21 protein-coding genes are annotated in these 23,922 nt (G+C 74.1%); 11 read left to right on the top strand and 10 right to left on the bottom strand.

Going from position 1 to position 23,922, the window contains the following annotated elements; genetic code table 11:
- Positions 1 to 134 precede the first annotated feature (134 nt).
- Complete coding sequence (thpR, locus tag ACIBEC_RS15365; RefSeq protein WP_360494666.1) at positions 135 to 725, bottom strand: RNA 2',3'-cyclic phosphodiesterase; 591 nt, start codon at positions 723 to 725, stop codon at positions 135 to 137.
- Between the two features lie 93 nt (positions 726 to 818).
- On the opposite strand from thpR, the gene ACIBEC_RS15360 reads away from it, so the two are divergent.
- Complete coding sequence (locus ACIBEC_RS15360; protein WP_360494669.1) at positions 819 to 1,355, top strand: GNAT family N-acetyltransferase; 537 nt, start codon at positions 819 to 821, stop codon at positions 1,353 to 1,355.
- A gap of 55 nt (positions 1,356 to 1,410) precedes the next feature.
- On the opposite strand, the gene ACIBEC_RS15355 is transcribed toward ACIBEC_RS15360, so the two are convergent.
- Together ACIBEC_RS15355 and ACIBEC_RS15350 are read right to left on the bottom strand one after the other, a co-directional pair.
- Positions 1,411 to 3,111: an MFS transporter gene (locus ACIBEC_RS15355; protein ID WP_396287940.1), complete on the bottom strand. Its 1,701-nt coding sequence runs from the start codon at positions 3,109 to 3,111 to the stop codon at positions 1,411 to 1,413.
- Positions 3,057 to 3,491 carry a MarR family winged helix-turn-helix transcriptional regulator gene (locus tag ACIBEC_RS15350; RefSeq protein WP_030057117.1) on the bottom strand — a complete coding sequence of 145 codons (435 nt, stop codon included), beginning with the start codon at positions 3,489 to 3,491 and terminating at the stop codon, positions 3,057 to 3,059. The genes ACIBEC_RS15355 and ACIBEC_RS15350 overlap by 55 nt, the downstream gene beginning before the upstream one ends.
- Before the next feature lie 122 nt (positions 3,492 to 3,613).
- Here ACIBEC_RS15350 and ACIBEC_RS15345 point away from each other — a divergent pair, with 122 nt between their 5' ends.
- Both ACIBEC_RS15345 and ACIBEC_RS15340 read left to right on the top strand, forming a co-directional pair.
- Positions 3,614 to 4,030 (top strand): VOC family protein, encoded by a 417-nt coding sequence (locus ACIBEC_RS15345; RefSeq protein WP_360494673.1) that lies wholly within the window; start codon positions 3,614 to 3,616, stop codon positions 4,028 to 4,030.
- Between the two features lie 289 nt (positions 4,031 to 4,319).
- Entirely contained in the window at positions 4,320 to 5,159 is an 840-nt protein-coding gene (locus ACIBEC_RS15340) for an MHYT domain-containing protein (RefSeq protein ID WP_360494676.1), read from the top strand.
- Between the two features lie 95 nt (positions 5,160 to 5,254).
- On the opposite strand, the gene ACIBEC_RS15335 is transcribed toward ACIBEC_RS15340, so the two are convergent.
- On the bottom strand, positions 5,255 to 6,967 hold the full coding sequence (locus tag ACIBEC_RS15335; RefSeq protein ID WP_360494679.1) for a hydrogenase maturation protein: 1,713 nt from the start codon (positions 6,965 to 6,967) through the stop codon (positions 5,255 to 5,257).
- Between the two features lie 231 nt (positions 6,968 to 7,198).
- Positions 7,199 to 8,122, bottom strand: coding sequence for a DUF4231 domain-containing protein (locus ACIBEC_RS15330; protein ID WP_360494682.1), 924 nt, complete (start codon positions 8,120 to 8,122; stop codon positions 7,199 to 7,201).
- Between the two features lie 131 nt (positions 8,123 to 8,253).
- Between ACIBEC_RS15330 and ACIBEC_RS15325 the strand changes: the two genes are divergently transcribed.
- Positions 8,254 to 8,703, top strand: a complete 450-nt coding sequence (locus ACIBEC_RS15325) for a VOC family protein (RefSeq protein ID WP_360494685.1) — start codon at positions 8,254 to 8,256, stop codon at positions 8,701 to 8,703.
- A 103-nt stretch (positions 8,704 to 8,806) separates the two neighbouring features.
- Here the strand turns inward: ACIBEC_RS15325 and ACIBEC_RS15320 are convergent, their stop codons facing one another.
- The gene (locus tag ACIBEC_RS15320; protein WP_360494688.1) at positions 8,807 to 10,267 is read right to left on the bottom strand and encodes an NCS2 family permease; all 1,461 of its coding nucleotides are present in this window, start codon (positions 10,265 to 10,267) and stop codon (positions 8,807 to 8,809) included.
- Positions 10,268 to 10,487: 220 nt separating this feature from the next.
- Here ACIBEC_RS15320 and ACIBEC_RS15315 point away from each other — a divergent pair, with 220 nt between their 5' ends.
- Positions 10,488 to 10,790, top strand: coding sequence for a DUF2530 domain-containing protein (locus ACIBEC_RS15315; RefSeq protein WP_360494690.1), 303 nt, complete (start codon positions 10,488 to 10,490; stop codon positions 10,788 to 10,790).
- A 52-nt stretch (positions 10,791 to 10,842) separates the two neighbouring features.
- Complete coding sequence (locus ACIBEC_RS15310; RefSeq protein WP_360494693.1) at positions 10,843 to 13,329, top strand: HAD-IC family P-type ATPase; 2,487 nt, start codon at positions 10,843 to 10,845, stop codon at positions 13,327 to 13,329.
- 82 nt (positions 13,330 to 13,411) lie between these two features.
- Here the strand turns inward: ACIBEC_RS15310 and ACIBEC_RS15305 are convergent, their stop codons facing one another.
- Together ACIBEC_RS15305 and ACIBEC_RS15300 are read right to left on the bottom strand one after the other, a co-directional pair.
- Positions 13,412 to 16,708: a sacsin N-terminal ATP-binding-like domain-containing protein gene (locus tag ACIBEC_RS15305; RefSeq protein WP_360494696.1), complete on the bottom strand. Its 3,297-nt coding sequence runs from the start codon at positions 16,706 to 16,708 to the stop codon at positions 13,412 to 13,414.
- A 180-nt stretch (positions 16,709 to 16,888) separates the two neighbouring features.
- Positions 16,889 to 17,773, bottom strand: a complete 885-nt coding sequence (locus tag ACIBEC_RS15300; RefSeq protein WP_360494844.1) for a DUF3027 domain-containing protein — start codon at positions 17,771 to 17,773, stop codon at positions 16,889 to 16,891.
- 653 nt (positions 17,774 to 18,426) lie between these two features.
- Here ACIBEC_RS15300 and ACIBEC_RS15295 point away from each other — a divergent pair.
- From ACIBEC_RS15295 to ACIBEC_RS15280, 4 genes are all read left to right on the top strand, one after another.
- Complete coding sequence (locus ACIBEC_RS15295) at positions 18,427 to 19,779, top strand: MFS transporter (protein WP_396287952.1); 1,353 nt, start codon at positions 18,427 to 18,429, stop codon at positions 19,777 to 19,779.
- Positions 19,780 to 19,852: 73 nt separating this feature from the next.
- Positions 19,853 to 20,383: a hypothetical protein gene (locus tag ACIBEC_RS15290; protein WP_360494699.1), complete on the top strand. Its 531-nt coding sequence runs from the start codon at positions 19,853 to 19,855 to the stop codon at positions 20,381 to 20,383.
- 10 nt (positions 20,384 to 20,393) lie between these two features.
- Entirely contained in the window at positions 20,394 to 21,176 is a 783-nt protein-coding gene (locus tag ACIBEC_RS15285; RefSeq protein ID WP_360494702.1) for a futalosine hydrolase, read from the top strand.
- Positions 21,169 to 22,023 (top strand): 1,4-dihydroxy-6-naphthoate synthase, encoded by an 855-nt coding sequence (locus tag ACIBEC_RS15280; protein WP_360494705.1) that lies wholly within the window; start codon positions 21,169 to 21,171, stop codon positions 22,021 to 22,023. The genes ACIBEC_RS15285 and ACIBEC_RS15280 overlap by 8 nt, the downstream gene beginning before the upstream one ends.
- 17 nt (positions 22,024 to 22,040) lie before the next feature.
- Here ACIBEC_RS15280 and ACIBEC_RS15275 read toward each other — a convergent pair whose 3' ends face one another.
- Positions 22,041 to 22,424, bottom strand: coding sequence for a cold-shock protein (locus ACIBEC_RS15275; RefSeq protein ID WP_360494708.1), 384 nt, complete (start codon positions 22,422 to 22,424; stop codon positions 22,041 to 22,043).
- A 474-nt stretch (positions 22,425 to 22,898) separates the two neighbouring features.
- Between ACIBEC_RS15275 and ACIBEC_RS15270 the strand changes: the two genes are divergently transcribed.
- Positions 22,899 to 23,129 (top strand): hypothetical protein, encoded by a 231-nt coding sequence (locus tag ACIBEC_RS15270; RefSeq protein ID WP_360494711.1) that lies wholly within the window; start codon positions 22,899 to 22,901, stop codon positions 23,127 to 23,129.
- 50 nt (positions 23,130 to 23,179) lie between these two features.
- Here the strand turns inward: ACIBEC_RS15270 and ACIBEC_RS15265 are convergent, their stop codons facing one another.
- Positions 23,180 to 23,806: an HAD family hydrolase gene (locus ACIBEC_RS15265; protein WP_360494714.1), complete on the bottom strand. Its 627-nt coding sequence runs from the start codon at positions 23,804 to 23,806 to the stop codon at positions 23,180 to 23,182.
- Positions 23,807 to 23,922 lie beyond the last annotated feature (116 nt).

Below are 23,922 nucleotides of genomic sequence, written 5' to 3'. Positions count from 1 at the left end.
GCACGACGACCAGCAGCAGCACCAGGGTGCCGGAGACGATACGCATACGAGTCTTGGGATCCACGGTCAACGAGCGTACCTCCGCCCCACACCCGGACGGAGCAGAGGTCCCGGTAGCTCCGCGCAGCCCGACGCTAGCTCCAGTCCGCCAGGGCCCAGGAACCCAGCGACTCGTAGTGCGCCAAGCCGCCGTCCGGGTCGCTGTTCATCAGGTGCAGCTCGGTGGCCTCCCACTCCGGCCCCCGGTAGTCCGCCAGCGCCGCCGCCAGACCGTCCAGCTCGGCCGCCGCGAGCCGCTGGACGGCCCGCCGGTGGCCGCGGTGGGAGCCGGCCCGGGCGAGGGTGAGGTGCGGGTGGAAGGCGAAGGTGTCGGCCGTCTCCCCGACCGCCTCGGCGGTGACCTCGGTGACGGCCTCGGCCAGCCGGCGCAGCGCCCAGGTCTGGCCCTCGACGCCGGCCCAGAGCACCCGGTCGCCGAACCGCCCGGCGCCCGCGATCCGCAGCCGGTGGACCTCGTGCACCTCGGCCACCGCCGCCAGGCCCGCGGCCAGCTCGGGCAGCCGCTCCGCCGGCACCGCGCCGAGGAAGGCCAGGGTCAGGTGCCAGCCCTCGACGGTGGTCCAGCGCAGCCGGTCCGCCCCGGGCAGCCCGCGCACCGGCGCGACCGCGTCGGAGAGCCCCTGCAGCGCCTCGACCGGCGGGAGCACCGCCACGAAAAGCCTCATGGGCTCATCTTCCCTCGCGGGACGCCCCGGCAGCTTCCCGCGCCGGTGCCCGGGTGTCTTCCCGCGCACGCGACTTTGGGCTAGAACGGGTTCATGATCGATTCCAGCGGCATGAAGATCCGCACCGGAGGACCCGAGGACATCCCCGACATCCTCGCCCTGCTCGACGGCGCCGTGGCCTGGCTGGCCGACCGGGGCCGCACCGGCCAGTGGGGCGACCAGCCGTTCAGCGCCACGCCCGCCCGGGTCGAGCACATCGGGCAGTACGCCCGCGAGCCGTTCCTGATCCGCCTCGCCGTGGACGACGAGGGCCGTACGGTCGGCTCCTGCGTGCTGTCCGAGGAACGCGGGTCGTACGTCCCCGCCGTGGACGAGCGCGAGCTGTTCGTCCGCAACCTGGTCACCGACCGCACCCGCAAGGGCGCGGGCATCGGCGCCGCGCTGATCGCCGACGCCGTCGAGGAGGCCCGCCGGCGCGGCATCGGCCTGCTGCGGGTGGACTGCTACGCGGGCGCCGACCGCAAGCTGGTCGCCCAGTACCGGGCGCTCGGCTTCACCGAGACCGAGAGCTTCGAGGTCGAGCAGCCGAACGGCGTCTGGCCCGGCCAGGTCCTCGCCATCCGGCTCTGACGCCACGAACCCCCCGAGGCGAACCCTCGGGGGGACTGACGCATCGGACCGCCAGTCAGCAGGCGGCAGCCAGCTCCGACTTGCGCGTCGGAGCGGTCCGCGGCACGACGGCCACGACCCGGCCGCCGCGGCCCGGGTGCAGGTCGAACCGCACCCGCAGGTCCGCGCCGCGGGCCAGCACCAGGCCGACCGCACCGGCCGCCAGCGCGGACACCAGTCCGCAGGCCAGCAGGCCGAGCCGGGGCCCGTACGAGGCGGTCACCCAGCCGACGATCGGGGCACCGATCGGCGTGCCGCCGGTGAAGACCAGCACCAGCAGGCCCATCACCCGGCCGCGCATCTCGGGGTCGGTGGCCAGCTGCAGCATGGAGTTGACCGAGGTGTTGAAGCTCAGCCCGAACACCCCGATCAGCATCAGCAGCAGCGCGAAGGTCCAGTAGTCGGGCGCGAAGGCGGCGACCACCTCGAGCGTCCCGAAGGCCAGCGCCGCGCCGACCAGCCGGCGCAGCCTCGGCGCGCCCCGGCGGGCGGCGAGCAGCGCGCCGGCCAGCGAGCCGACCGCCATCGCGGTGTTCAGCAGGCCGTACTGGCCGGCGCCCACCTTGAAGGTGTCGTACGCGAAGCCGGAGAGCAGGGTCGGGAAGTTGAAGCCGAAGGTCCCGATGAATCCGGCCAGCACCATCGGAAAGAGCAGTTCGGGCCGCTCCTTCACGTACCGCAGACCCTCCCGCAGCTGCCCCTTCTCGCGGGCGATCCGCGCGGTCGGGCGCAGTTCGCTCTCCCGCATGGCCAGCAGTCCGCCGATCACGGCCGCGAAGGACAGCGCGTTGACGGCGAAGGCCCAGCCGCTGCCGACCGCGGCGATCAGCAGGCCCGCGACGGCGGGGCCGACCAGGCGGGCGGTCTGGAAGTTGGCGGCGTTCAGGCTGACGGCGTTGGCGAGGTCCTTGGGTCCGACCATCTCGGAGACAAAGGCCTGCCGGGTCGGGTTGTCGACCACGGTGACCAGGCCGAGCAGCAGCGCGAACGCGTACACGTAGTACGGCGTCACCACACCGCCGATGGTCAGCACGGCGAGGCCTGCGGCCAGCAGGCCCATCGCGCCCTGGGTGTAGATCAGCAGCCGGCGCTTGGGCATCCGGTCGGCGAGCACGCCGCCGAAGAGGCCGAGCAGCAGCATCGGCAGGAACTGCATGGCGGTGGTGATGCCGACCGCGAGCGGGCTGCCGGTGAGGCTCAGTACCAGCCAGTCCTGGGCGATCCGCTGCATCCAGGTACCGGTGTTGGACACCACCTGACCGGCGAAGTAGTAGCGGTAGTTGCGAACGCGCAGGGAGGAGAACATCCCCCCGGGCCGGGTGAAACGGGCGCCTGTGGGAGATGAGGCCGCGTGGCTGCGGCCGGGAGCGGCGGGGTCGTCCGCCGCGGTGCGTTCGTCGGGGTCGTCGTCGCCGCTGCCCGGCAGCCCCGTGGGGGCGGGTGCCTGGGTGTCGGCGGCCGCGGTGTTGGCCGCGGCGGGGTCGTTGGTCGGGTCGTCGGTACGGATGGCGGCGGCGCTGGCTGCGGCCGGCGGTGTCACGGTGCTCTCCCCTCGCAGCGCGACGGCCATGGCGGTGGCCGTCGCGCTCCTGGTGTCGGTGGTCGGTCCTGCGGTGATGCGGGCTCCTTTGTCTCCCGGCGGCCGGCCGGGTTCGGTGTGCCTCAGAGGTGTGCGAGCTTGTAGAGCACGGGCGCGGCCTCCCGGAGGACGGCCCATTCCTCCTCGTCGAGCCCTTGGGCGAGCTCGGCGAGCCAGACGTTTCGGCGCCGACGACTCTCCGCGAGGATCGTCTCGGCCTGCTCGGTGCTGCTGACGACCACCTGTCGGCGGTCCTCGGGGTGCGGCTCCCGCCGCACCAGCCCCTTCTCCTCCAGCATCGCGACGATCCTGGTCATCGAAGGAGGCTGCACGTGCTCCTTCCGGGCGAGCTCACCCGGCGTCGCCTTTCCGCACCGGGCGAGGGTGCCCAGCACCCCCATCTCGGTGGGACTGAGCGACTCCTCCACCCGCTGGTGTTTGAGTCGTCGGGAGAGGCGCATCGTGGACGATCGCAGCTGATTGACGGCTGCGAGGTCCTGCTCGGACATCTCGGGCATCTCTTTAGACTACGTCATTACTCTCGCTAAAGAAAATCGGCGTCCCGCCGCGCCGGAGCATCCGCCCGGTGCCATATTGGTGATGGGTGATCGTTCCCGACTCCCGGAAGGGCCGACCAGACATGTCCGACCTCGCCGCTGAGCAGTCCGCCGAACAGTCCACGCCGAACGACGGCGGGTTCGCCAGGCTCGCCATGGTCACCATCGACTGCGCCGACCCGGTCGCGCTGGCGTCGTTCTATGGCGAACTGCTGGGATGGGAGACCCGGCACGTGGACGAGCACTTCGCGATCCTGGACAACCCGGAGGGCGGCAGCCCGCTGGGCTTCGGGCGGGTGAAGGGATACCGGCCGGAGCCGTGGACGGAGCCGGACGGGAGCAAGCACTTCCACCTCGACTTCTACGTGGACGACCTGGAGGAGTCCACCGCGAAGGCCCTCGCGCTCGGCGCGACCCAGCCCACGTACCAGCACGGGCGCACGCTCAAGGTGCTGATCGACCCGGCCGGCCACCCGTTCGGGCTAGCACCCTTGGAGTAAGGCACGAACGGGCCCGGGGAGCGTGCGCAGGCGGTGTCAGGACTTGGTGCCAAGATCATGCAGGAGCGGTAAAGGTCCATCCTGACCTGGGATTTCACCAAAAGCACGAACATTGTGCGACCGGCGGGTAGTGGCTACTCTCCCCCGTTGTCAGGGGCACCACACGCCAGGCTCCCCCCGGCGGACCCCGTTCCGTTTCCGTGCCCGTTTCCGCACGCTTCCCGACCGCCCCGGTCGACCGCGTCCGCCCGAGCCCTGGCGCCCTCAACCCCTCGTCCAGGGAGCTCAATTGGGTGAGATCCATCATGCCGACCACGGCTGGGTGACGCCGGCGGTCTCGTACTTCGTCGCCTGCCTCGGCGCCTTCGTGGCGCTGCGCGGCGCCCGCTGGGCACTCGTCTCCAAGGGCCGCAGCCGGGCCGTCTGGCTGCTCTTCGCGTCCACCTCGCTCGGGGCCGGCATCTGGTCCATGCACTTCATCGCGATGCTCGGCTTCTCGGTGACCGGCGTCGCGATCACCTACCAGCCCGGGCTGACCGTGATCAGCCTGCTGGTCGCCGTCGCCTTCGTCGGCGTCGGGCTCTTCACCGTCGGGTACTGGCGCAAGCACCCGGCGCTGGCGCTCATGGTCGGCGGGCTGACCACCGGCCTCGGGGTCGCCGCGATGCACTACATGGGCATGGCCGCGATGGTCCTGCCCGGCCGGCTCGGCTACGACCACACGACGGTGGCGCTCTCGGTCGCCATCGCCGTCTTCGCGGCCACGGCCGCGCTCTGGGCCGCGCTGAACATCCGGGGCACGATCGCCGTACTGGCGGCGGCGCCGGTGATGGGCGTGGCGGTCTGCGCGATGCACTACACGGGCATGGCGGCGCTCTCGGTCCGGGTGGACCTCTCGCACTCCACCCAGGGCGGCGTGATGGCGCTGCAGTTCATCTTCCCGCTCGGGGTCGGACTCGGCTGCTACGTGTTCTTCGGTTCACTGGCCTTCGCCGTCTCCCCGAGCCGCCCCGACTCGCAGCCCCTGCTGGCCGGACCGGCCGCCCCGCTGCCCCCGCGGGCACCCCGGCCGCCCCGGCCGCCCCGCGTCCCGCAGCAGCGGCTGGGCGGGGCCGGCGTCCGGCGCTGAGCGAGCCGACAGACACAGAACGGGAGACACAGAGCGACGCCCGGCCAGGGTGGGGGACCCGGCCGGGCGTCGCCGCGTGTCGGCCCGCCGGCCCCTTACGCGGGCCGCCCGAGCAGCCCGGTCAGGTGCTCCGGCGTGGCCACCGGGCAGACCTTGTGCACGAAGTCCCGCCGCAGCCCGTGGTACGGCTCGTCGGTCCGGTAGAAGTTGGCGTGCATCCGCCGCAGTTCCTCCGCCCGGTACTCGGCCAGCGGCTTCGCCTCCTCGTCGGCGGCGCGGCGGCGCTTCTTGTCCACCAGCCGCCCGGTGAGGTCGGGCGAGCCGGCGATCCCGGCCGCCTCCCGGGCCACCCAGCGGCGGAACTCCGCCGCGTCCCCGCCGGACGTCCGGTCCACCAGGCCGATCCGGCGCGCGTGTTCGGCCCCGACCGGCAGCGCCTCGGTGGTGAGCCGCTCGGCCTGCTCGGCACCGACCCGGTTCGGCAGGGTGTACGTCCAGTACTCGGAGCCGTACAGGCCCATCAGGCGGTAGTGCGGGTTGAGCACCGCCGAGTCGCGGCACCACACCTCGTCGGCGGCGAGCGCCATCATCAGCCCGCCGGCCGCCGCGTTCCCGGCGAGGGCCGCGACGGTGACCTTGTCCGTCGTGGTCAGGACGGCCTCGACGAAGTCGTCCATCGCGTTGATGTTCTCCCAGGACTCCAGCGCCGGGAAGGCCGCGCCCTCGATGACGTTGAGCTGGATCCCGTTGGAGTAGAAGTCCCGGGGAGCGCCGAGCACCAGCACCGAGGTGGGCCGGGCGGCCGCCTCCCGGTAGGCGGCCAGCAGCCGACGGCACTGCTCGGTGCTCATCGCCCCGCCCGGGTAGGCGAATTCGAGGTAGCCGACGTCGCCCTCCTCGCGGTAGCGCAGCTCCGACCAGGTGTCGCGACGGGCGGCCGCCGCCGGGCGTACCGGCACCTCGCGGACCCGGTACAGCTCGTCGGCGAGGACCGTCGCGGCGGGCAGCTTGAAGGTGGCCGGCCCGCCGGGGGTGCGGCGCGGGCGCAGCTGCGGGATCCACACCGCGCCGTCCACGGTGGCCCGGCAGATCGCGCCGTCCCTGGTGGCCAGCACGGCGCCGGGCACCGGGCCGCGCAGCTCGTCCTCGGGGTGGGCGCCGTGCAGGAAGAACTCGCGCCCGTACAGCTCGTCCAGCACGCCGGGCTGGGAGTCGGCGGCGCGCAGCTTGCGCAGCACGGTGGCGGTGTCGTCCTGCTCCCAGTCGATCCGGCGCGCCTCCTGGCGCAGGAAGGGCCGCAGCTCGCCGTGGACGTCGGGCCGGCCGTAGTCCAGCGGCTCGGGGGTGAACAGGCCGCCCTCGTAGCGCTGGACGGCCAGCAGGACGGCCTCCACGGCGGCGTCGGCGACCTCGCCCCGGTACAGCTCGCTCTTGCCGCAGTCGGGGACCGGGAACTCGACGGACGCCCAGATGTCACCGGCGTCCATCTCCTCGACGGCCTGCAGCACCGTGACGCCCCAGCGCTCCGCGCCCTCGGTGATCGCCCAGTCCAGCGAGGAGGGGCCGCGGTCGCCGGTGGGCCCGGGGTGCACGATCAGGACGGTCCGGCTGGACCAGATGTCCTGCGGGACGGCCTTGGTCAGCATCGGGCAGATGATCAGCTCGGGGTCGGTCCGGGCCACCCCCGCCCGCATCTGCTCGTCCCCGAGGGCGAGCTGGACGGCGACCTGGTGGCCGCGCTCGCGCAGCTCGGCGTGGACGCGCTGGGTCAGGCTGTTGAACGCACTGGCGATCAGGAGAATGCGCAAGGGGGGCCTCCGGCGGTACAGGGGTCGCGCGGAGGTGATGAAACCAGGGCATGGACACGTAACGATTACGGTCCGTACCTCGGCGCTCTACCCTCACGTACCCCGCACACCTGTGGTCCCGGCGTGCTCCCCCTTCGCCCGATCTCCCCAGCTGTTTCCCAGAGTTGGTCTAGCGCGGAGCGCCCCGGCCCACTGCGGGAGCGCCCCCGGCCCAGTGCGGAACGCCCCGCCCTACCGCGGGAACGCCCGCCGGGCCCGCCAGGTGGTGTGCTCGCGGGAGACCGCGTCCTCCGCCTCGGCGGCCAGCCGGGCCCAGCGCGCCTCGGCGTCCGGCGCCCTGACGTCCAGGTCGGAGAGCTGGTTGCCGACGTTCTCCAGCTCGCGCGCGGCCAGCTGGTAGGCGGCGGCCAGCGGGCGGAGCTGCTTGAGCTGCGTCCAGGCGATGATCGCCGCGGCCGCGGCCGAGCTGGCGCCGAAGATGTGCACCTGCAGCGCACCGGTGGCCTGGGCGATGGCGGCCGCCGCGCCGAGGATGATCAGCACCGCGATGCCGAGCCCCCAGGAGACCGCCTGCGACTCGCAGGCGTCCGCCCGGGAGCGGTACCAGGTGCGCTGCCCCTCGACCCGGGTGCGCAGGTAGAGGGTGCGCCGGGCGGTCAGGCTGTCGGCACGCAGCCGCCGCATCTCCGGGGTGATCTCGGCGACGGTGTCGGGCGGCACGATCGCCGGGTCCTCGAAGGCCCGCATCACGTCCTCGACCTGCAGCAGGTAGCCCCGGTCCACGTCCGGGGACTGCCCCTCGCCGTCGAACGGGCTGGCCCGGACGGTGTACTTCCAGGCCAGTGTCTTGACCGACTCGGCCGCCGCCCGCGCCTCGTACCAGCGGCCCTGCGGGTTGCTGCGGCGCAGCCGGGACCAGAAGTAGCCGGCCAGCAGGAAGGCGGCCACCGAGAACAGCGGCCAGGGGTCGAAGTCGCCCTTGTGGTCCGGGCCGGGGAACGACCCGATCAGGGCGGCGACCACCAGCATCGCGATCAGGCCTCGGTACCAGCGCAGCGTCTCGCGCTGGCCGTCCAGCGAGGCCTTGTCCGCCGTCCGGAACAGCTCCGGCAGCAGCTGTGCCTCGACGCCCCCGGGCGGATCCTGTTGCACCATCGGTCGAGTCCCCTCCCCCTTCTCCGTCCAGCCAGTATTCCCCCCGTCAACTGGCCTACACGGGCGCCTTTTTGACAGCTTCCGACAGTGGCTGATTGCCCGACCATCCGGTAACCGATAGAAACGGTTACATGCCGCTGCACTGGAAGCTCGTCATCGACTGCGCCGACCCGCACCGCCAGGCCGCCTTCTGGGCCGCCGCCCTGGAGTACACCCGGGAGGACCACGGCCCGCTGGTCACCCGCCTGCTTCAGGCCGGCGCGGTCGGCCCCGACGCCACCACCGAGGTGGACGGTCACCCCGCCTGGCGCACCCTGGCCGCCGTCCGCCACCCCGAGGACCCGTTCGACCCGGCCTCGGACACCGGCCTCGGCCGTCGCATCCTCTTCCAGGCCGTCCCCGAGCCCAAGCGGGCCAAGAACCGACTGCACCTCGACGTCCACCCCGCCCCGGGCGAGCGCGCCGCCACCGTCACCCGTCTCGAAGCCCTCGGTGCCACCGTCCTGCGGGAGGTCAAGGAGCCGGGCGGCGAGTGGACCACCATGGCCGACCCCGAGGGCAACGAGTTCGACGTCCAGTGACACCACGGGGTCCGGTGACACCACGGCCGGTGACACTTCGGAAACGCCGCGGCCCCGCCCTCCCGCACGGGGGAGGACGGGGCCGCGGCGGCGCCGTACGGCGTCAGAGCAGGCCGAAGGCCGGCATCAGGTAGTAGAAGGCGAACACCGCCGCCACCGCGTACAGCGGGGCGGGCACGCCGCGGCCGCGGCCGGCGGCCACGCGCAGGACGCAGAAGGCGATGAAGCCGAAGCCGATGCCGTTGGTGATGCTGTAGGTGAACGGCATCATCACGATGGTCAGGAAGGCCGGGATCGCGATCGTGTAGTCGGCCCAGTCGATCTCCTTGATCGAGTTGGCCAGGATCAGGAAGCCGACCGTGACCAGGGCCGGGGTGGCGGCCTGGGCGGGGACCATGGTGGCGAGCGGGGTGAGGAAGAGCGCCACGACGAAGAGCAGGCCGGTGACGATCGAGGCGAAGCCGGTCCGGGCACCTTCGCCGACGCCGGCGGTGGACTCCACGAAGCAGGTGTTGGCGGAGGAGGAGGTGGCGCCGCCGAGCGCGGTGGCGATGCCGTCGACCATCAGGACCTTGTTGATGCCGGGCAGGTCGCCCTTCTCGTCCAGCAGGTGGGCCTCGTCGGCCACGCCGAGGATGGTGCCCATCGCGTCGAAGAAGCACGACATCAGCACGGTGAAGACGAACAGCACGCCGGTCAGCACGCCGACCTTCGCGAAGCCGCCGAACAGGCTGACCTTGCCGACCAGCCCGAAGTCCGGCGCGGCGACCGGGTTGCCCGGCCAGGCCGGGACGGTCAGGCCCCACTTGAGCGCCGGGATGTCGACGACCTTGTCGAGCACCACGGCGAGCGCGGTGGAGGCCACGATGCTGATCAGGATCGCGCCGGGCACCTTGCGGATGACCAGGATCAGGGTGAGCAGCAGGCCCACGACGAAGACCAGCACCGGGAAGCCGAGCAGGTGCCCGTTGCCGCCGAGTTGCAGCGGGACGGTGGTGTGCGCGGCGTCCGGGACGCGGCTGACGAAGCCGGAGTCGACCAGGCCGACCAGGCTGATGAACAGGCCGATGCCGATCGCGATGGCCTTGCGCAGGCCGAGCGGGACCGCGTTCATGACCCGCTCGCGCAGGCCGGTGGCGACCAGCAGCATGATCGCGAGGCCGGCCAGCACGACCATGCCCATGGCGTCCGGCCAGGTCATCTTCGGGGCGAGCTGGAGCGCCACGATGGTGTTGACGCCGAGGCCGGCGGCCAGGCCGATCGGGACGTTGCCGATCACACCCATCAGCAGGGTGGTGAGACCCGCGGTGAGGGCGGTGGCGGTGACCAGCTGGGCGCTGTCCAGGTGGGCCCCGGTCATGTCCGTGGCGCTCGCCAGGATGATCGGGTTCAGCACCAGGATGTACGCCATGGTGAAGAAGGTGGCGACGCCGCCGCGGATCTCGCGCGGCAGGGTGGAGCCGCGCTCGCTGATCCGGAAGTAGCGGTCGACGGCGCCGGTGGGGGGCTTGGGCGCGGCGTCGGCGGGTTCGGGCGACTCGGTGGTCGGCTGGACCACAGGCATGCGTGCGTCCTCTGTGGGGGAGCTGAGGAGAGGGGGTCGACACCCGAGGCGACGGCGGCTCGGTGTCAGACCTTTAAGTATGGTTTCCCCATCGCACACGCGCTATCTTCGCGCGTAGAGCCCGCGGCAGGCCCACAGGCCGCCCGCGCGGCCCCCGCCTGGCCCGTGCGCGGCGGCTGCGCGACGACGACCGGCCCCCACCGCACCGTACGCTAGGCCCATGCCGAAGACGCCGCTGCACCCCTCGCCCCCTCCGCTGGAGGCCAACGACGTCGCCATCGTCGGCGGCGGCACGGTGGTGTGGTTCGTCGCCTTCCTCGCCCTGCTCCCCTTCCAGGGCACGCTCTCCGAGCACGGCCACGGCACCTGGCCGTGGATCTGCCTCTCCGGCGGCCTGCTCGGCCTGATCGGCCTCTGGTACTGCCGTGCCCGGCGCGACGCGATCGCCCGCAGCCGCGCCGCCGAGGCGGCCGGACGCATGACGGACGGCGACGGTCAGGACCCGGCCACCCGGTCGGACTGAATAGCCCTTTAGTAGCACGCATCGGACATAAGGCACCCGTAGAGTCGGTGCCATGACGCAGCCTGCCCAGCCAGCGGACGAGCGGCCGACCGACGGGGACCGTCCCGACGGAGCCCACCCCCTCGGGCTGCTGCCCGGGCGGCGCGGCGGACTGACCGTCGCCGAGGTGGCCGAGCGGGTCGCGCAGGGACAGGTCAACGACATCCCGGTCCGGTCCAGCCGCTCCACCAGGGAAATCGTCCGGGCCAACGTCTTCACCCGCTTCAACGCGATCATCGGCGTGATGTTCGGGATCATCCTGATCGTCGGACCGATCCAGGACGGCCTGTTCGGCCTGGTCATCGTCGCCAACACGGCGATCGGCATCATCCAGGAGCTGCGCGCCAAGAAGACCCTGGACAGCCTGGCCCTGATCGGCGAGGCCCGCCCGCAGGTCCGCCGGGACGGCGCCGTCCGGCAGATCGGCGTCTCCGAGATCGTCCTCGACGACACCGTGCTGCTCGGCATCGGCGACAAGGTGATCGTGGACGGCGAGGTCACCGAGGCGGACGGCCTGGAAATCGACGAGTCGCTGCTCACCGGCGAACCCGACCCCGTCCTCAAGCAGCCCGGCGACCAGGTGATGTCCGGCAGCTTCGTGGTGGCCGGCGCGGGCGCGTTCACCGCCACCAAGGTCGGCCGCGAGGCCTACGCCGCGCAGCTCGCCGAGGAGGCCAGCAAGTTCACCCTGGTGAAGTCGGAGCTGCGCAGCGGCATCGACAGCATCCTGCGGTTCATCACCTACCTGCTGTTCCCCACCGCGATCGGCCTGATCATCAGCCAGCTGGCCGTCGAGGGCCGGGACTGGCGCGAGGCCGTGCGGCGGATGGTGGCCGGCATCGTCCCGATGGTCCCCGAGGGCCTGGTGCTGCTGACCTCGGTGGCCTTCGCGATCGGCGTGATCCGGCTCGGCCGCAAGCAGTGCCTGGTCCAGGAGCTGCCGGCGATCGAGGGCCTGGCCCGGGTCGACACCGTCTGCCTGGACAAGACCGGCACCCTCACCGAGGGCGGCATGGACGTGATCGACCTGCGGGTGCTCTCCGACGGGGAGCCCGCCGCCGCCGACGCCGAGACCGTCCGGCGCGCGCTCGCCGTGATGGCCGGCGCCGACGCCCGCCCCAACCCGTCCATGCAGGCCGTCATCGACGCGTACGGGCGCGGCGACGGCGGTGACGACGCCTCGGACGGTCCTTCCGGCGGATCCTCGGGCCGCGACGGCTGGCGGGTGATCGAGGCGATGCCCTTCTCCTCCGCCCGCAAGTGGAGCGGCGTGCAGCTGCTGGAGCCGCAGGGCGGCGAGGCCAGCTGGCTGCTCGGCGCCCCCGACGTGCTGCTGCCCGCCGGGCACCCGGCGCTGGCCGAGGTGGACGAGCTGGGCACGCGGGGCCTGCGGGTGCTGCTGCTGGGCCGGACGCCCGTCCCGCTGGACTCCCCCGACCCGGCGGCCGACCTCACCCCGCTCGCCCTGGTGGTGCTGCAGCAGCGGCTGCGCGGCGACGCCGCCGAAACCCTGCGGTACTTCGAGGGCCAGCGGGTCCGGGCCAAGGTCATCTCGGGCGACGCGGCGGTCTCGGTCGGCGCGGTGGCCGGTCACCTGGGCCTGCCCGGCGCCGACCAGCCGCTGGACGCCCGCACCCTGCCCACCGACCCCGAGCAGCTCGCCGAGACCGCCGACCGGACCAGCGTCTTCGGCCGGGTCACCCCGCAGCAGAAGCGCCTGCTGGTCGGGGCACTGCAGTCCCGCGGCCACACCGTGGCGATGACCGGCGACGGCGTCAACGACGTGCTGGCGCTCAAGGACGCCGACATCGGCGTGGCGATGGGCACCGGCTCCGACGCCACCAAGGCGGTCGCCCAGATCGTGCTGCTCGACGACTCCTTCGCGACCCTGCCGTCGGTGGTCGCCGAGGGCCGCCGGGTGATCGGCAACATCGAGCGGGTCGCGTCGCTCTTCCTGGTGAAGACGGTCTACTCGGTGCTGCTGGCGCTGCTGGTGATCTTCACCCACTCGCCGTACCCGTTCCTGCCCCGGCACTCCACCGTGCTGTCCTCCCTGACCATCGGCGTGCCGGCCTTCTTCCTCGCGCTCGCCCCCAACAACGAGCGGGCCCGCACCGGCTTCGTGAAACGCGTGCTGCGGCTCGCCATCCCCGGCGGCGTCATCGCCGGGACGGGCACCTTCGTCGCCTACGCGCTCGCCCGTGCCGACCACGCGACCGACCTCAAGGCCGACACCAGCGTGGCCACCCTGACGCTCTTCCTGATCGCCATCTGGGTCCTCGCCATCGTCGCCCGCCCGTACTCCTGGTGGCGGCTGCTGCTGATCGGCACGATGTGCGGCGCGTTCGCCCTGGTGCTGCTGATCCCCCCGCTGAAGGAGTTCTTCCAGCTCTCCCTGGTCGGCCTCCGCGACCCGCTGCTGGGCGTCGCCATCGCGGTGGTCTGCGGCATCCTCCTGGAGCTCGTCTGGCGCTTCATGAAGCGCCGCGGCCTGGAGTGAGCCCGCCGCACCCGCCGATCGACACGGGCCCGCCGGTCGGACCGGAGCCGCCGGTCGGGGCGGGCCCGGCCCGTACGGCGGCTCAGCCCTCGAAGTCCCGGGCCGCCGACAGCTCGTACGCCCGGTCCGGCTCGCTGAGCGCGGCCAGCACCTCGAAGCGCCGGTGCCACTGTCCGACCGACCAGGCGAGGCCGGCCGCGAGGCCCTCCGGGGTGGCGGCGTGCAGCAGGCCCGGCACCGGCGGGACCTCGAACTCGTCGTCCTCGTCCTCGGCCTCGGCCAGCTCCGGGTCGTACGGCGGCTCCGGGGCGTCCGCCCCCGGGTCCCACCGCCAGTCCACCGCGGCCTCGTCGCCGTCCGGCCCGACGACCAGCAGCTCCTCGTGCTCCTCGTACGCGACCGGGCAGCCGGGCAGCAGCTCGCGCACCACGGCCGGGACCCGGTGCAGCACGCCCTCGGAGAGCACCCGGCCGCCGGCCACCTCGCTGGCCAGCGACACGTGCAGCCGTTCGGCGAGGTCGGCCGCGAGCGCCGGGGCGACCGGCAGCAGCGGGTGGGAGTGCAGCAGCTGGACCAGGTCGGGGGCGTCCGCGACGACCGCCTCGGTGGCGTCCACCACCACGGTGTGGGCGGGCCGCCGCCCGGTGGCCGGGTCCAGTGGCGGCAGCGCCCGCACCACGTCCAGCGGCTCGATCCGCTCGCGCTCCACCCGGGCCAACGCACTGTGCAGGCCGTGCAGTTGACGGTGGGCGACCTCGACGGCCGGATCGGTCATCCGGTCCAGCACCTCGTCCGGCCCGTGCGGCTCGGCGAGCAGCGCGGTCAGCGTGGTGCGCACCCCGAGCGCGTGCAGGAACTGGTCGTCCAGGGTGGTGCGCGCCTCGTCGTAGAGGCCGCGCAGCAGCGGGTCGGCCCCGGCGGCGCGCAGCCCGGCGGGCTCGCGGCCCGCCAGCACCGGGTGGTCGCGCAGCCACCACGCGGTGTACGGCGGCAGGTCGGCGTACGAGCCGTCCGGCAGCAGGGTGCGCACCGGGTTGACCACGGCGTCCCGGTACGGCGGGCGGGCCAGCGCGGCGAGCGCCTCGGGCCAGGCGTCGTCGTCCACCAGGTCGAGGTCGCGTACGGCCAGCAGCTCGGCGGCCACCGGCGGGACGCCGATCGCCTCGTCGGCCTGCAGGGCCTCCAGGGCGTCCTCGGCCCAGTCGGCGAGCCCGTCCGGTGCCTCGTCCAGCAGGCCGGTGGGGTGGCCGCCGGCCGCCCGGTCGGCGGGGGCGGTGGGGTCGAGCCGCTCCAGGTCGTCCGGGTCGAGCACCACGTCCTCGGCGCGCACCAGGACGAAGTCCGCCAGGACGCCGACGGCCGCGAGCACCTCGGGCCCCCAGCGCTCCAGCAGGTCGTCGTCCACCCAGCCGGCGTCCTCCTCGCGCGCCAGCGCGGCGAACGGGCTGCCGGGCAGCACGAGTTCGCCCGCGCGGGCGGGCTCGCCCTCGTCGTCGAGCAGCGCCAGCCGGGCCAGCCACGGGTGGTCGCCCGGCCCGGGGGCGGCGGCCTTCACCAACGCCAGGACGGCGTCGGCGAGTTCGAGCGCGGTGTCCAGGTCGTCCTCGGCCACCTCGTAGGAGCGGGCGACGGCGGCCCGCACCTCGGGGGTGTCCAGCACCCCGGCCGGGGTCGCGGTGCCCGCGCCGAGCTTGGCCAGCAGCGGGTGGGCGGCCTCGGGGTGGGCCAGGCGCAGGTCGAGCGCGGCGAGCGCGCCGGCCAGCGATTCGGGGTAGCCCGGGAAGGCCGCCCAGTCGGCGTCCTCCGAGGGCAGCAGGACGCGCCGCGGCCCGGTCACCGTCCGGCCGTCCGCGAGCGGTACGGGCAGCGCGCCGAGCGCCTCCGGGTCGGCCCCGCCGAGCGCCGCGTACAGGTTGCGCCACCAGCCGGGCTCGCGGTCCAGGCCGCCGAGCTGGTCCACCACGTCGGCCAGCGGCACCCGGCGCACGTTCAGCAACCGCAGCTCGGGGCGGCGCTCCAGGCCGGCCGGCAGCAGCCCGGGGAAGATCGGCGCGAGCGCCTCGACCACCGAGCCGTCCGCCCCCTCCAGCAGCGTCGCGTCCCGGGGCCGCAGCGCAGGCGTGCCCTCCTCGACCGGCGCCGGGTGCGGCAGGAACGGCGTGCCGGGCAGCCGGGACAGCACCGCCGCGCGCAGCGCGTTGTCCAGCGCGCCCTTGCCGAGCGGCCCGGGCACCAGGCCGAGCGAGCCGAGGTCGGCGCCGCGGGCGCGCAGCAGGTCGGCGTAGCTGTCGGCGGCACGCTCGGTGAGGAAGTCGGCCAGCGGGCCGGGCGCGACGTGCCGGCGGGTGGAGTCCAGCGGGTAGGAGGCGATCAGCAGCGCGGGCAGGCCGACCGGCTCGTCGCTGGGGGTCGGCGCGTGCAGCACGGACGCGATGCCGGGCTGCTGCGGGGCGCCGTCCACGCCGATCGGGACGGCCCAGGTCACCGTCCAGTACGGGCGGGCGCGCTCCTCGGTGGGCCGGTCGACCAGCAGCTCGGTGTCCAGGCGGCCGGAGGCGCCGGCGGTCTGCCAGACCGTCTGCCGCAGCCGCCCGCCCGCGTCGTCGGTGACGGTGACCTCGGTGACGCCGTCCGGGCGGGTCTCGGCGGCGGCCCGGGTGAGCGTCCGGGTCCCCTCCGGGGTCTCCACCACGACCTCGGCGAGGCCGGGCAGGGTGAGCAGCAGCGCGTCGTCGATCCCGGCCAGCAGCCGGCGGGTCAGGTCCTCGGCGGCGGCGTCCCGCATCGGCAGCACGACCACCGTGTCGTAGCCCTCGGGCGCCGGGCCCTCGGCCGCGAACGGCAGCCGCAGCAGCGGCACGTGGCCGTCCCGGCGGCGCAGCTCCTCGGTCAGCGCGGGCTGCGCCTCGGCGAGCGACCGGGCCTCGCCGAGCGACCAGCGCACCCCGCCGGTGGCGCCGAGCACGGCGGGCTCGTCGGTGACCGCGAGGACGGCGGCGAAGCCGACCCCGAACCGGCCGACGGCGGGCTGCTCACCGCGCTTGGATGAGGCGCGCAGGGTGGACAGCGACTCGACGGCGGCCGCGTCCAGCGGGGCGCCGGTGTTGGCGGCGGCGAGCACGCCGTCGGCGAGGGTCAGCCGCAGCCGCCCGGGTCCGCGCCCGGCGCGGACCGCCGCGTCGGCCGCGTTCTGCGCCAACTCGACCACCAGGCGGTCCCGGTAGCCGCCGAGCGCGAGTTCCTCCTCGGCGTTGGCGTCCTCCCGGAACCGGGCCGGCGAGGCGGCCCAGGCGTCCAGCACCCGCCGCCGCAGCGCGGCGCTCCCGAAGGCGTCCGCGAGGTGCTCGTCCGTGCTGCTGCCGATGATCCGAGGTTCCACTGGACCTGCCGCCTTCCGCCGCCCTGTACGTCGTAGGGCATTCTTCCCTGCCCCACTGACTGCTCCCGACCACGGCCCCGGCCGGGGCGTGCGGCACCCGCCCCGAATCGGCGCGGCCCGTTCGGGAAACACCACGGCCCGCCCCGGATCGTCGCCGGGGCGGGCCGTGGAGCACAGACCTCAGGAGTGGCCGAGCTCCTCGGCGGGGGCGTCGGGCTCGACGGAGCCAGAGGCGCGGTCCGGGTGGAGCTGCAGGGGCTCGACCACCAGCTCGTCCAGGATCAGCTCGGACGGCGCCGGCGGGGCCGGGATGACGGCCGCCTCGGAGTGCCCGCCGCAGCCGTACGCGAAGGAGACGACCTGGCCGTCGGCCGGCCCGAACTCGTTGCCGCACACACCGAAGGCCTGCCCGAGCGAGCCGCCGATCGGGATCAGGAAGCCGCAGCTCCCGCACGAGGCCGGGGCGGCCTGCGCCATCGGGGTCTGCGAGCCGTGGGTCTTCTCCCAGCGCTCGGCGGCCAGGTGCAGGCCGAGCCGGGAGAGCACCCGGCTGCGGCCCAGGCCGAGCTCCTCGGCGATGGCGTTGATCCGGGCGCGGGCCGGGGCCGGCTGGACGTGCGGGTCGGTGACGACCAGGTCCTCGTCGTCCACGAGGGCGGCGGCGGCGGAGTTCGGCGCGGGCTCGTCCTCGCCGGTCCAGCCGGGCTCCAGGCGCAGGTCGTCGGCACCGGTCGGCAGCAGGTCGCCGGGGCCCATGTCACCGGGGCGCAGCCGCTCGCTCCACGGCACCCACTGGGGGGCGAGGACGGCGTCCTGGCCGGGCAGCAGCACGACCTCGTCCAGGGTGACGTTCTTGGCGCGCGGGGCGCGGGCGACCGTGACCGCCCAGTGCCAGCCGCGGTACGCGGCGTCCCGGCACTCGAAGGTGTGGGTGACGACGCGCTCGGCGTCCGCCTGGACGTCAAGGTGCGGCCCGACGGCCGCCGCTCCGACGGCCTCCTCGGCTGCCTGGCGGGCGATTTCGACGGCCTCGGCACAGAGCCGGTCGGGGGTACGGCTTCGCATCGCAGCACTCACGGCGTCGATTCTCTCCCAGTTCTTCTGTCGCCAACGGCGTGTTGCCCATTCCGTCGCGGCTTGGTAGTCCCTCATCCATTCTGCGCGACCGGAGGCCCCCTCGGGTACCGACCGCGCCGCTCGACCGGCCTGCCGGCGCCCCGGCGTCCCGGCGGGCGGACTTTGGGCAGGCTACCCGCCGGTCGGCGCCCCGGCACAGTCCGGGGCGGACGCGTGCGTTCCACGGGCACGGAACGGCCGCGCCGAGCGGAGCGCAATCCCGCGTCGGCGCGCCGGATCTGGGGCAGGATGGGCTTGTGGCGGACGACAACTCGTCGCAGCACGCAGTGCGCGCCTCGCAGGCCGGCAGCCCCGACCAGGCGGACGCCGTGCCGCGACGGCAGCCTCCGGTCCCCGGCTCGGGCGAACCGCAGCCGGCGGGCGGAACCGAGGCGCCCGCCGCCCCCGTGAGCCTGGTCAAGCCGGTCGAGGACCACGCACCGCCCGACGCCGTCGGCACACCCGACACGCCTGCCACACCTGACGCACCCGGCAACGCGCCTGACGACGGCGTCCCCGAGCCGGACGGCGCCCGCGCCCGCCACCTCGCCGCCCTCGACGAGGACCCGGAGGAGGAGGTCCCCGAGTCCCGCCGCCCCTTCCTGATCCGCACCGCCTCCGCCGTCGGCGCCCGCACCGGCAAGGTGGTGCACGGCACCGGCCGCCGGATCCGCCGGGCCACCTCCGCCGAGGGCGCGGGCGAGTCCGGCCTCGCCAAGCTGATCGAGCTGCACGCGCTCAATTCGTTCGGCGACATGCTGATCACCATCGCCCTGGCCTCCACCATCTTCTTCTCGGTGCCCACCGGCGAGGCCCGCGGCCGGGTGGCGCTCTACCTGCTGATCACGATGGCCCCGTTCGCCCTCCTGGCCCCGGTGATCGGCCCGCTGCTGGACCGTCTGCCACACGGCCGCCGGGCGGCCATGGCGATGGCGATGCTGGCCCGGGCGGTGCTGGCCTGGACGATGGCCGGGGTGATCTCCGGCGGCGGCCTCGCGCTCTACCCGGAGGCGCTCGGCGTGCTGGTGGCGTCCAAGGCCTACGGGGTGGTGCGCAGCGTCGTGGTGCCCCGGCTGCTGCCGAGCCGGCTGTCCCTGGTGAAGGCGAACTCCCGGGTCACCCTGGCCGGGCTGCTGGCCACCGGTGTGGCGGCAGGGGTGGGCGGGCTGCTGCACCTGATCGGCCCGGGCTGGCCACTGCGCGGCGCCTTCCTGGTGTTCGTGATCGGCACCCTGATGGCCTTCCACCTGCCGCACGCCGTGGACTCGGCCAAGGGCGAGCAGCGCGCCGTGCTGCACGCCGAGGTGCACGGCGAGGGCTCGCACCTGATCCACCACAGGCCGCCGCCGGTCAAGGCCTCGCTGCGCACCGTCGGCCCGTCGGTGATCCTGGCGCTGCGGGCGATGTCGGCGATGAAGTGGCTGGTCGGCTTCCTGGTGATGTTCCTGGCCTTCCTGCTGCGGGAGGAGCCGATCGGCGGCCTGCAGCCGACGCTGGCGCTGGGCCTGGTGGCCCTGGCGGCGGGGACCGGCAACGCACTCGGCTCGGTGTTCGGCTCCTGGCTGCGCACCCGCGGCCCGGAGGCGACGGTCACCGCGATGCTGCTGCTGGCGACCGGAGTGACGGCGGCGGCCGCGCTCTGGTACGGCGTGGTGACGGTGATTCTGGTCGCCGGCATCGCCGGGATGGCGGCCTCGCTGGGCAAGCTGGCGCTGGACGCGCTGATCCAGCGGGACGTCCCGGAGGCGGTGCGGACCTCGGCCTTCGCCCGTTCGGAGACGCTGCTGCAGCTGGCCTGGGTGGCCGGCGGCGCGGTCGGCATCCTGATGCCGCTGAACGGGGAACTGGGCCTGTCGGTCGCCGCCGCGGTGGTCGGCCTGGCGCTGCTGTGGACGCTGCGCTCGCTCTTCCGGGTGGGCCTGCGCCGACACCCCGCGGCGCCCCGGGTGGCCTGACCGGGCGGTGCGGCAACACGCGGTGGCCGACCCCCGCGTAGCGTGATCGGCCAGGCCCGGTAGATTCTGACGCATGAGCCTCAATTCCCGTGCCATCGCCGCCCTCGGCGCCGTCGTCGTGGTCGGCGCCGCCACGGTGGGCACCTCCGTCGCCGTCGCCTCCAACCAGACCGAGCACATCTCGCACCGTGCCACCCTCACGGTCGGCAACTCCTCGATCGTCGCGGACCCGCTGTGCTGGAACGGCGGCAGCGCGATCACCGAGGACCTCCAGCAGGACTGCCAGGACAAGGCCACCAAGGCCCTGAAGGACGGCACCCTGCCCACCTCGGACGTGGTGGCGAGCGACCGGGTCGGCGTCGGTGTCTCCCCGAACGTGGCCAAGTCGGGCTGGTGGGCCTTCTCCAACGGCGGCTCGTCCAGCAGCGGCGGGCGCACCAGCCTGTCCGCGTACGCCAAGGGCCAGACCTGGACGGGTGCCCAGCCGGCGAACAAGGTGCTCAACGCCAGCGGCAAGACCCTGGTCACCGTGGTCGAGGGCGACCAGAACTCGGACAACCCGATCGCCGTCTGGTACTTCCAGCTGAAGACCCAGGACAGCTGACGGTCCCGCGATGACCGCGCAGGACGCCGGGAACGGCGAGCACGAGCAGTCGGGCCCCGCGCGGGCCCGGCTGCTCGTCGTCGTCGCGGTGGCCGCCGAGGCCGAGGCGGTGCTGCGCGGCCTGCCCGGCGGGGCCGCCGCCCTGCCGCTGCCCGGCGGCACCCTGCACCGGGCCGAGGGCGCGCCGGTGGACGTGCTGGCCGCCGGGGTCGGCCCGGCCGCCGCCGCGGCCGCCGCCTCCGCCGCGCTGGCCGCCCACCCGTACGCCCTGGCCGTTTCGGCCGGGATCGCGGGCGGCTTCGCGCCGCACGCCCCGGTCGGCGCCATGGTGGTGGCCGACGCCATCGTCGCCGCGGATCTCGGCGCCGAGACCCCCGAGGGCTTCGCCGACGTCACCGAGCTGGGCTTCGGCACCGTCCGGCACACCCCGCCCCCGGCCGTCGTCGCGCTCGTCGCGAAGGCGCTGGCCGCCACCGGCCCGGGCCCGGTCATCGGCCCGGTGCTGACCGTCTCCACCGTCACCGGCAGCGCCGAGCGGGCCGCCGCGCTGGCCGCCCGCCACCCGGGCGCCGCCGCCGAGGCGATGGAGGGCTTCGGCGTGGCCGAGGCCGCCGCCCGGTACGGCGTACCGGCCCTCGAACTGCGCACCGTGTCCAATCCGGTGGGCCCGCGCGACCGGGCCGCGTGGCGGATCGGCGAGGCGCTGGCCGCCCTGGAGCGGGCCTTCGCCGCGCTGCCCGTCCACGAACTGGCCGCCGGCCACACAACCATCGAGGAGGCCGGCCGTGGCTGAACGGCTGAGCGTCGCGTACTCGCCCTGCCCGAACGACACCTTCGTCTTCCACGCCTGGTCGCACGGCCTGGTGCCCGGGGCGGACGCCCCCGAGGTGACCTTCGCCGACATCGACATCACCAACGGCCTGGCCGAGCGCCGCGAGCTGGACGTCCTGAAGATCAGCTACGGCGCCCTGCCCTGGGTCCTGGACGAGTACACCCTGCTGCCCTGCGGCGGCGCGCTGGGGCGCGGCTGCGGCCCGCTGGTGCTCACCGTGCCGGGCGTGGAATCCCCCGCGGACCTCGCCGGGAAGACCGTCGCAGTGCCCTCCGAGCGCTCCACGGCGTACCTGCTGTTCCGGCTCTGGGCGGCGAAGGCGGTGCCGGGCGGCTTCGGCGAGATCGTCGTCCTGCCGTTCCACGAGATCATGCCCGCCGTCCGGGACGGCCGGGTGGACGCCGGCCTGGTGATCCACGAGGCCCGCTTCACCTACCGGCAGTACGGCCTGCACAGCCTGGCCGACATGGGCGAGGCCTGGGAGCAGGAGACCGGCTTGCCGATCCCGCTCGGCGCGATCGTCGCCAGGCGCTCGCTCGGCCCCGAGCGGCTGCGGGCGGTCGCCGAGGCGATCCGCGCCTCCGTCCGCCAGGCCTGGGCGGACCCGGAGGCGAGCCGCGCGTACGTGCTGGCGCACGCCCAGGAGATGGACCTGGACGTCGCGAAGCAGCACATCGGGCTGTACGTCACCGAGTTCACCGAGGACCTCGGCGAGGAGGGCTACGCGGCCGTCCGCGCATTGCTCACCCGGGCCGCCGCGGAGGGGCTGGTGCCCCCGCTCGACCCGGGTGCGCTCGCGTTCGGGTAGCGCTTCCCCGCACCGTCCTACACGTCGAACTGGTCGGCCACCGCGCGCAGCAGGCCGGCCAGCTTCTGGCCGGTGGGCTTGGCGGGGTAGCGGCCGCGCTGGAGGCCCGGCAGCACCGCGTCCAGGGTGGTGATCAGGTCCTGGACGATCGGGGCCATGTCGTCCGCGCTGCGGCGCTGGGAGACGGCCACCGAGGGCAGCGCGTCCAGCAGCTGCACGGCCATCGCCTGATCGCCGCGGTGCCCGGCGACCACGCCGAACTCGACCCGCTGACCCGGCTTCAGCACGGTGACACCGGCGGGCAGTGCCTTGGTGTGGACGAAGACGTCGCCGCCGTCGTCGCGCGACAGGAAGCCGAAGCCCTTCGTCTCGTTGAACCACTTGACCTGGCCGGTGGGCATCTCGAACAGTCCTCGAATGGGTGTGAGGGATCCCGGCCCTGGCCGGGGATCACTGGGTGGTGGGAAAGCCGCGGGCGACCTCGGCTCGGCGCCCGCAGGCGCTCATGGTCAGCTCGCTGTCAGGAGCAGACTAACGGTCCGTGACTGCCTCATCCGCGTTCCGCGAAGGATCCGCGTTCCGAGGCCCGCTCGGGGCGGTCGGGGCGCGGGGTTCTCGGGCCCACGGGCAACCCGGTACTGGCACGGCCGGGTCGCGTCTCGGCGCTGTCCATCGGCTCACACCCCCGGGTCTGAGGACACGGGGCGCACCTGCAGCGCCCCTCGGCACCCCCTGCATACCCCCGCCCAGCAGGGATCAAAACGTTGAGCTGCCGGGAAACTGCGCAACGTGACGGAGCCGCTCCGATGGGCGGCCCCGACGGCGGCTCTGCCAGACTGGGGTCGGTCCGGCCCCGCCTCGAGGAGTGAGCAGACGTGAGCAGCCAGAGCGCCGATCCCGGCGACGTGTACGTCAAGGCCGGGGCGATCGTCTTCGGTCTCGGCGCACTCGCCACCCTGGTCACCTTCGTCCCGCTGTTCCTGCACCTGACGCCGCTGCCGACGGCCGCGTACTGGCTGAGCATGCTGATGCCGGCGGGGTTCCTTGCCGCGCTGACCGGGCTGCTCCTGAACGCGCGCGCCCAGCGCCGCCGGGTCGGGCCCTGACCGGACCAGGTCCGGCCCGGGAAGCGCCCTGGCCGGTTCCCAGCCGGGTCCTAGCCGGCCAGGTGGCGGGTGAGCCAGTGCGGGAACGCCGTGAGGTCCGCCAGCACCACGTCCGCGCCCGCCTCGCGCAGCTCGTCCGCGCCGTACGGGCCGGTGGGCACGCAGACCGCGACGGCGCCCGCGTGCCGGGCGCCCCGGATGTCGCCGAGGTGGTCGCCGACGTAGATGCTCGCGCCGTGCTCGCGCAGCGCCTCGCCCTTGGTCTCCGCCCACAGGTCGCCGATCAGCACGTCCGCCGCCATGGCGGCGTGCTCCAGGTGGAGGCGGGCGTTCGGCTCGTACTTGCCGGTGATCACGGCGACCCGGCCGCCGTGGGCGCGGACCGCCTCGACGGCGGCGTGTGCGCCGGGCAGGGCCACGGTCGGGGCGAAGGCGTGGTCCCGGTAGAGCTCGCGGTAGCGCGTCATGGCCCGCTCCACCTCCTCCTCCGGGAACCAGTTGCGGATCTCGTCCAGCAGCGGCGGGCCGAGCCGGGTGACCACCAGGTCGGCGTCGATCGGGGTGCCGGTCTCGGCGGAGAGCGCCAGATAGGTGGCGCGGACACCCGGTCGGGTGTCCAGCAGCGTCATGTCGAGGTCGAAGCCGACGGTGAGCGGGGCCTGTGAGGTCGCGGGCATGCCGCCAGGCTATCCAACACGCAGCCCGCTCCACGAGGCGATTTGCCCCGGCTTCGCGGCGGAACTTAGGTTTACCTGAGTTGTCTGCGGAGAGGGCCCATCACCGACGACACCAC

Source organism: Kitasatospora sp. NPDC051164 (genome assembly GCF_044455625.1).
GTDB lineage: Bacteria > Actinomycetota > Actinomycetes > Streptomycetales > Streptomycetaceae > Kitasatospora.
Note: the sequence above shows the minus strand (reverse complement) of the source record. Positions and strands in the feature narration are given on the sequence as shown.

Coding starts and splice junctions, on each gene's coding strand:
- thpR (WP_360494666.1), bottom strand. CDS start 725: ATGAGGCTTTTCGTGGCGGTGCTCCCGCCGGTCGAGGCGCTGCAGGGG.
- ACIBEC_RS15360 (WP_360494669.1), top strand. CDS start 819: ATGATCGATTCCAGCGGCATGAAGATCCGCACCGGAGGACCCGAGGAC.
- ACIBEC_RS15355 (WP_396287940.1), bottom strand. CDS start 3,111: ATGGGCCGTCCTCCGGGAGGCCGCGCCCGTGCTCTACAAGCTCGCACA.
- ACIBEC_RS15350 (WP_030057117.1), bottom strand. CDS start 3,491: ATGCCCGAGATGTCCGAGCAGGACCTCGCAGCCGTCAATCAGCTGCGA.
- ACIBEC_RS15345 (WP_360494673.1), top strand. CDS start 3,614: ATGTCCGACCTCGCCGCTGAGCAGTCCGCCGAACAGTCCACGCCGAAC.
- ACIBEC_RS15330 (WP_360494682.1), bottom strand. CDS start 8,122: ATGGTGCAACAGGATCCGCCCGGGGGCGTCGAGGCACAGCTGCTGCCG.
- ACIBEC_RS15325 (WP_360494685.1), top strand. CDS start 8,254: ATGCCGCTGCACTGGAAGCTCGTCATCGACTGCGCCGACCCGCACCGC.
- ACIBEC_RS15320 (WP_360494688.1), bottom strand. CDS start 10,267: ATGCCTGTGGTCCAGCCGACCACCGAGTCGCCCGAACCCGCCGACGCC.
- ACIBEC_RS15315 (WP_360494690.1), top strand. CDS start 10,488: ATGCCGAAGACGCCGCTGCACCCCTCGCCCCCTCCGCTGGAGGCCAAC.
- ACIBEC_RS15310 (WP_360494693.1), top strand. CDS start 10,843: ATGACGCAGCCTGCCCAGCCAGCGGACGAGCGGCCGACCGACGGGGAC.
- ACIBEC_RS15300 (WP_360494844.1), bottom strand. CDS start 17,773: ATGCGAAGCCGTACCCCCGACCGGCTCTGTGCCGAGGCCGTCGAAATC.
- ACIBEC_RS15290 (WP_360494699.1), top strand. CDS start 19,853: ATGAGCCTCAATTCCCGTGCCATCGCCGCCCTCGGCGCCGTCGTCGTG.
- ACIBEC_RS15285 (WP_360494702.1), top strand. CDS start 20,394: ATGACCGCGCAGGACGCCGGGAACGGCGAGCACGAGCAGTCGGGCCCC.
- ACIBEC_RS15275 (WP_360494708.1), bottom strand. CDS start 22,424: ATGCCCACCGGCCAGGTCAAGTGGTTCAACGAGACGAAGGGCTTCGGC.
- ACIBEC_RS15265 (WP_360494714.1), bottom strand. CDS start 23,806: ATGCCCGCGACCTCACAGGCCCCGCTCACCGTCGGCTTCGACCTCGAC.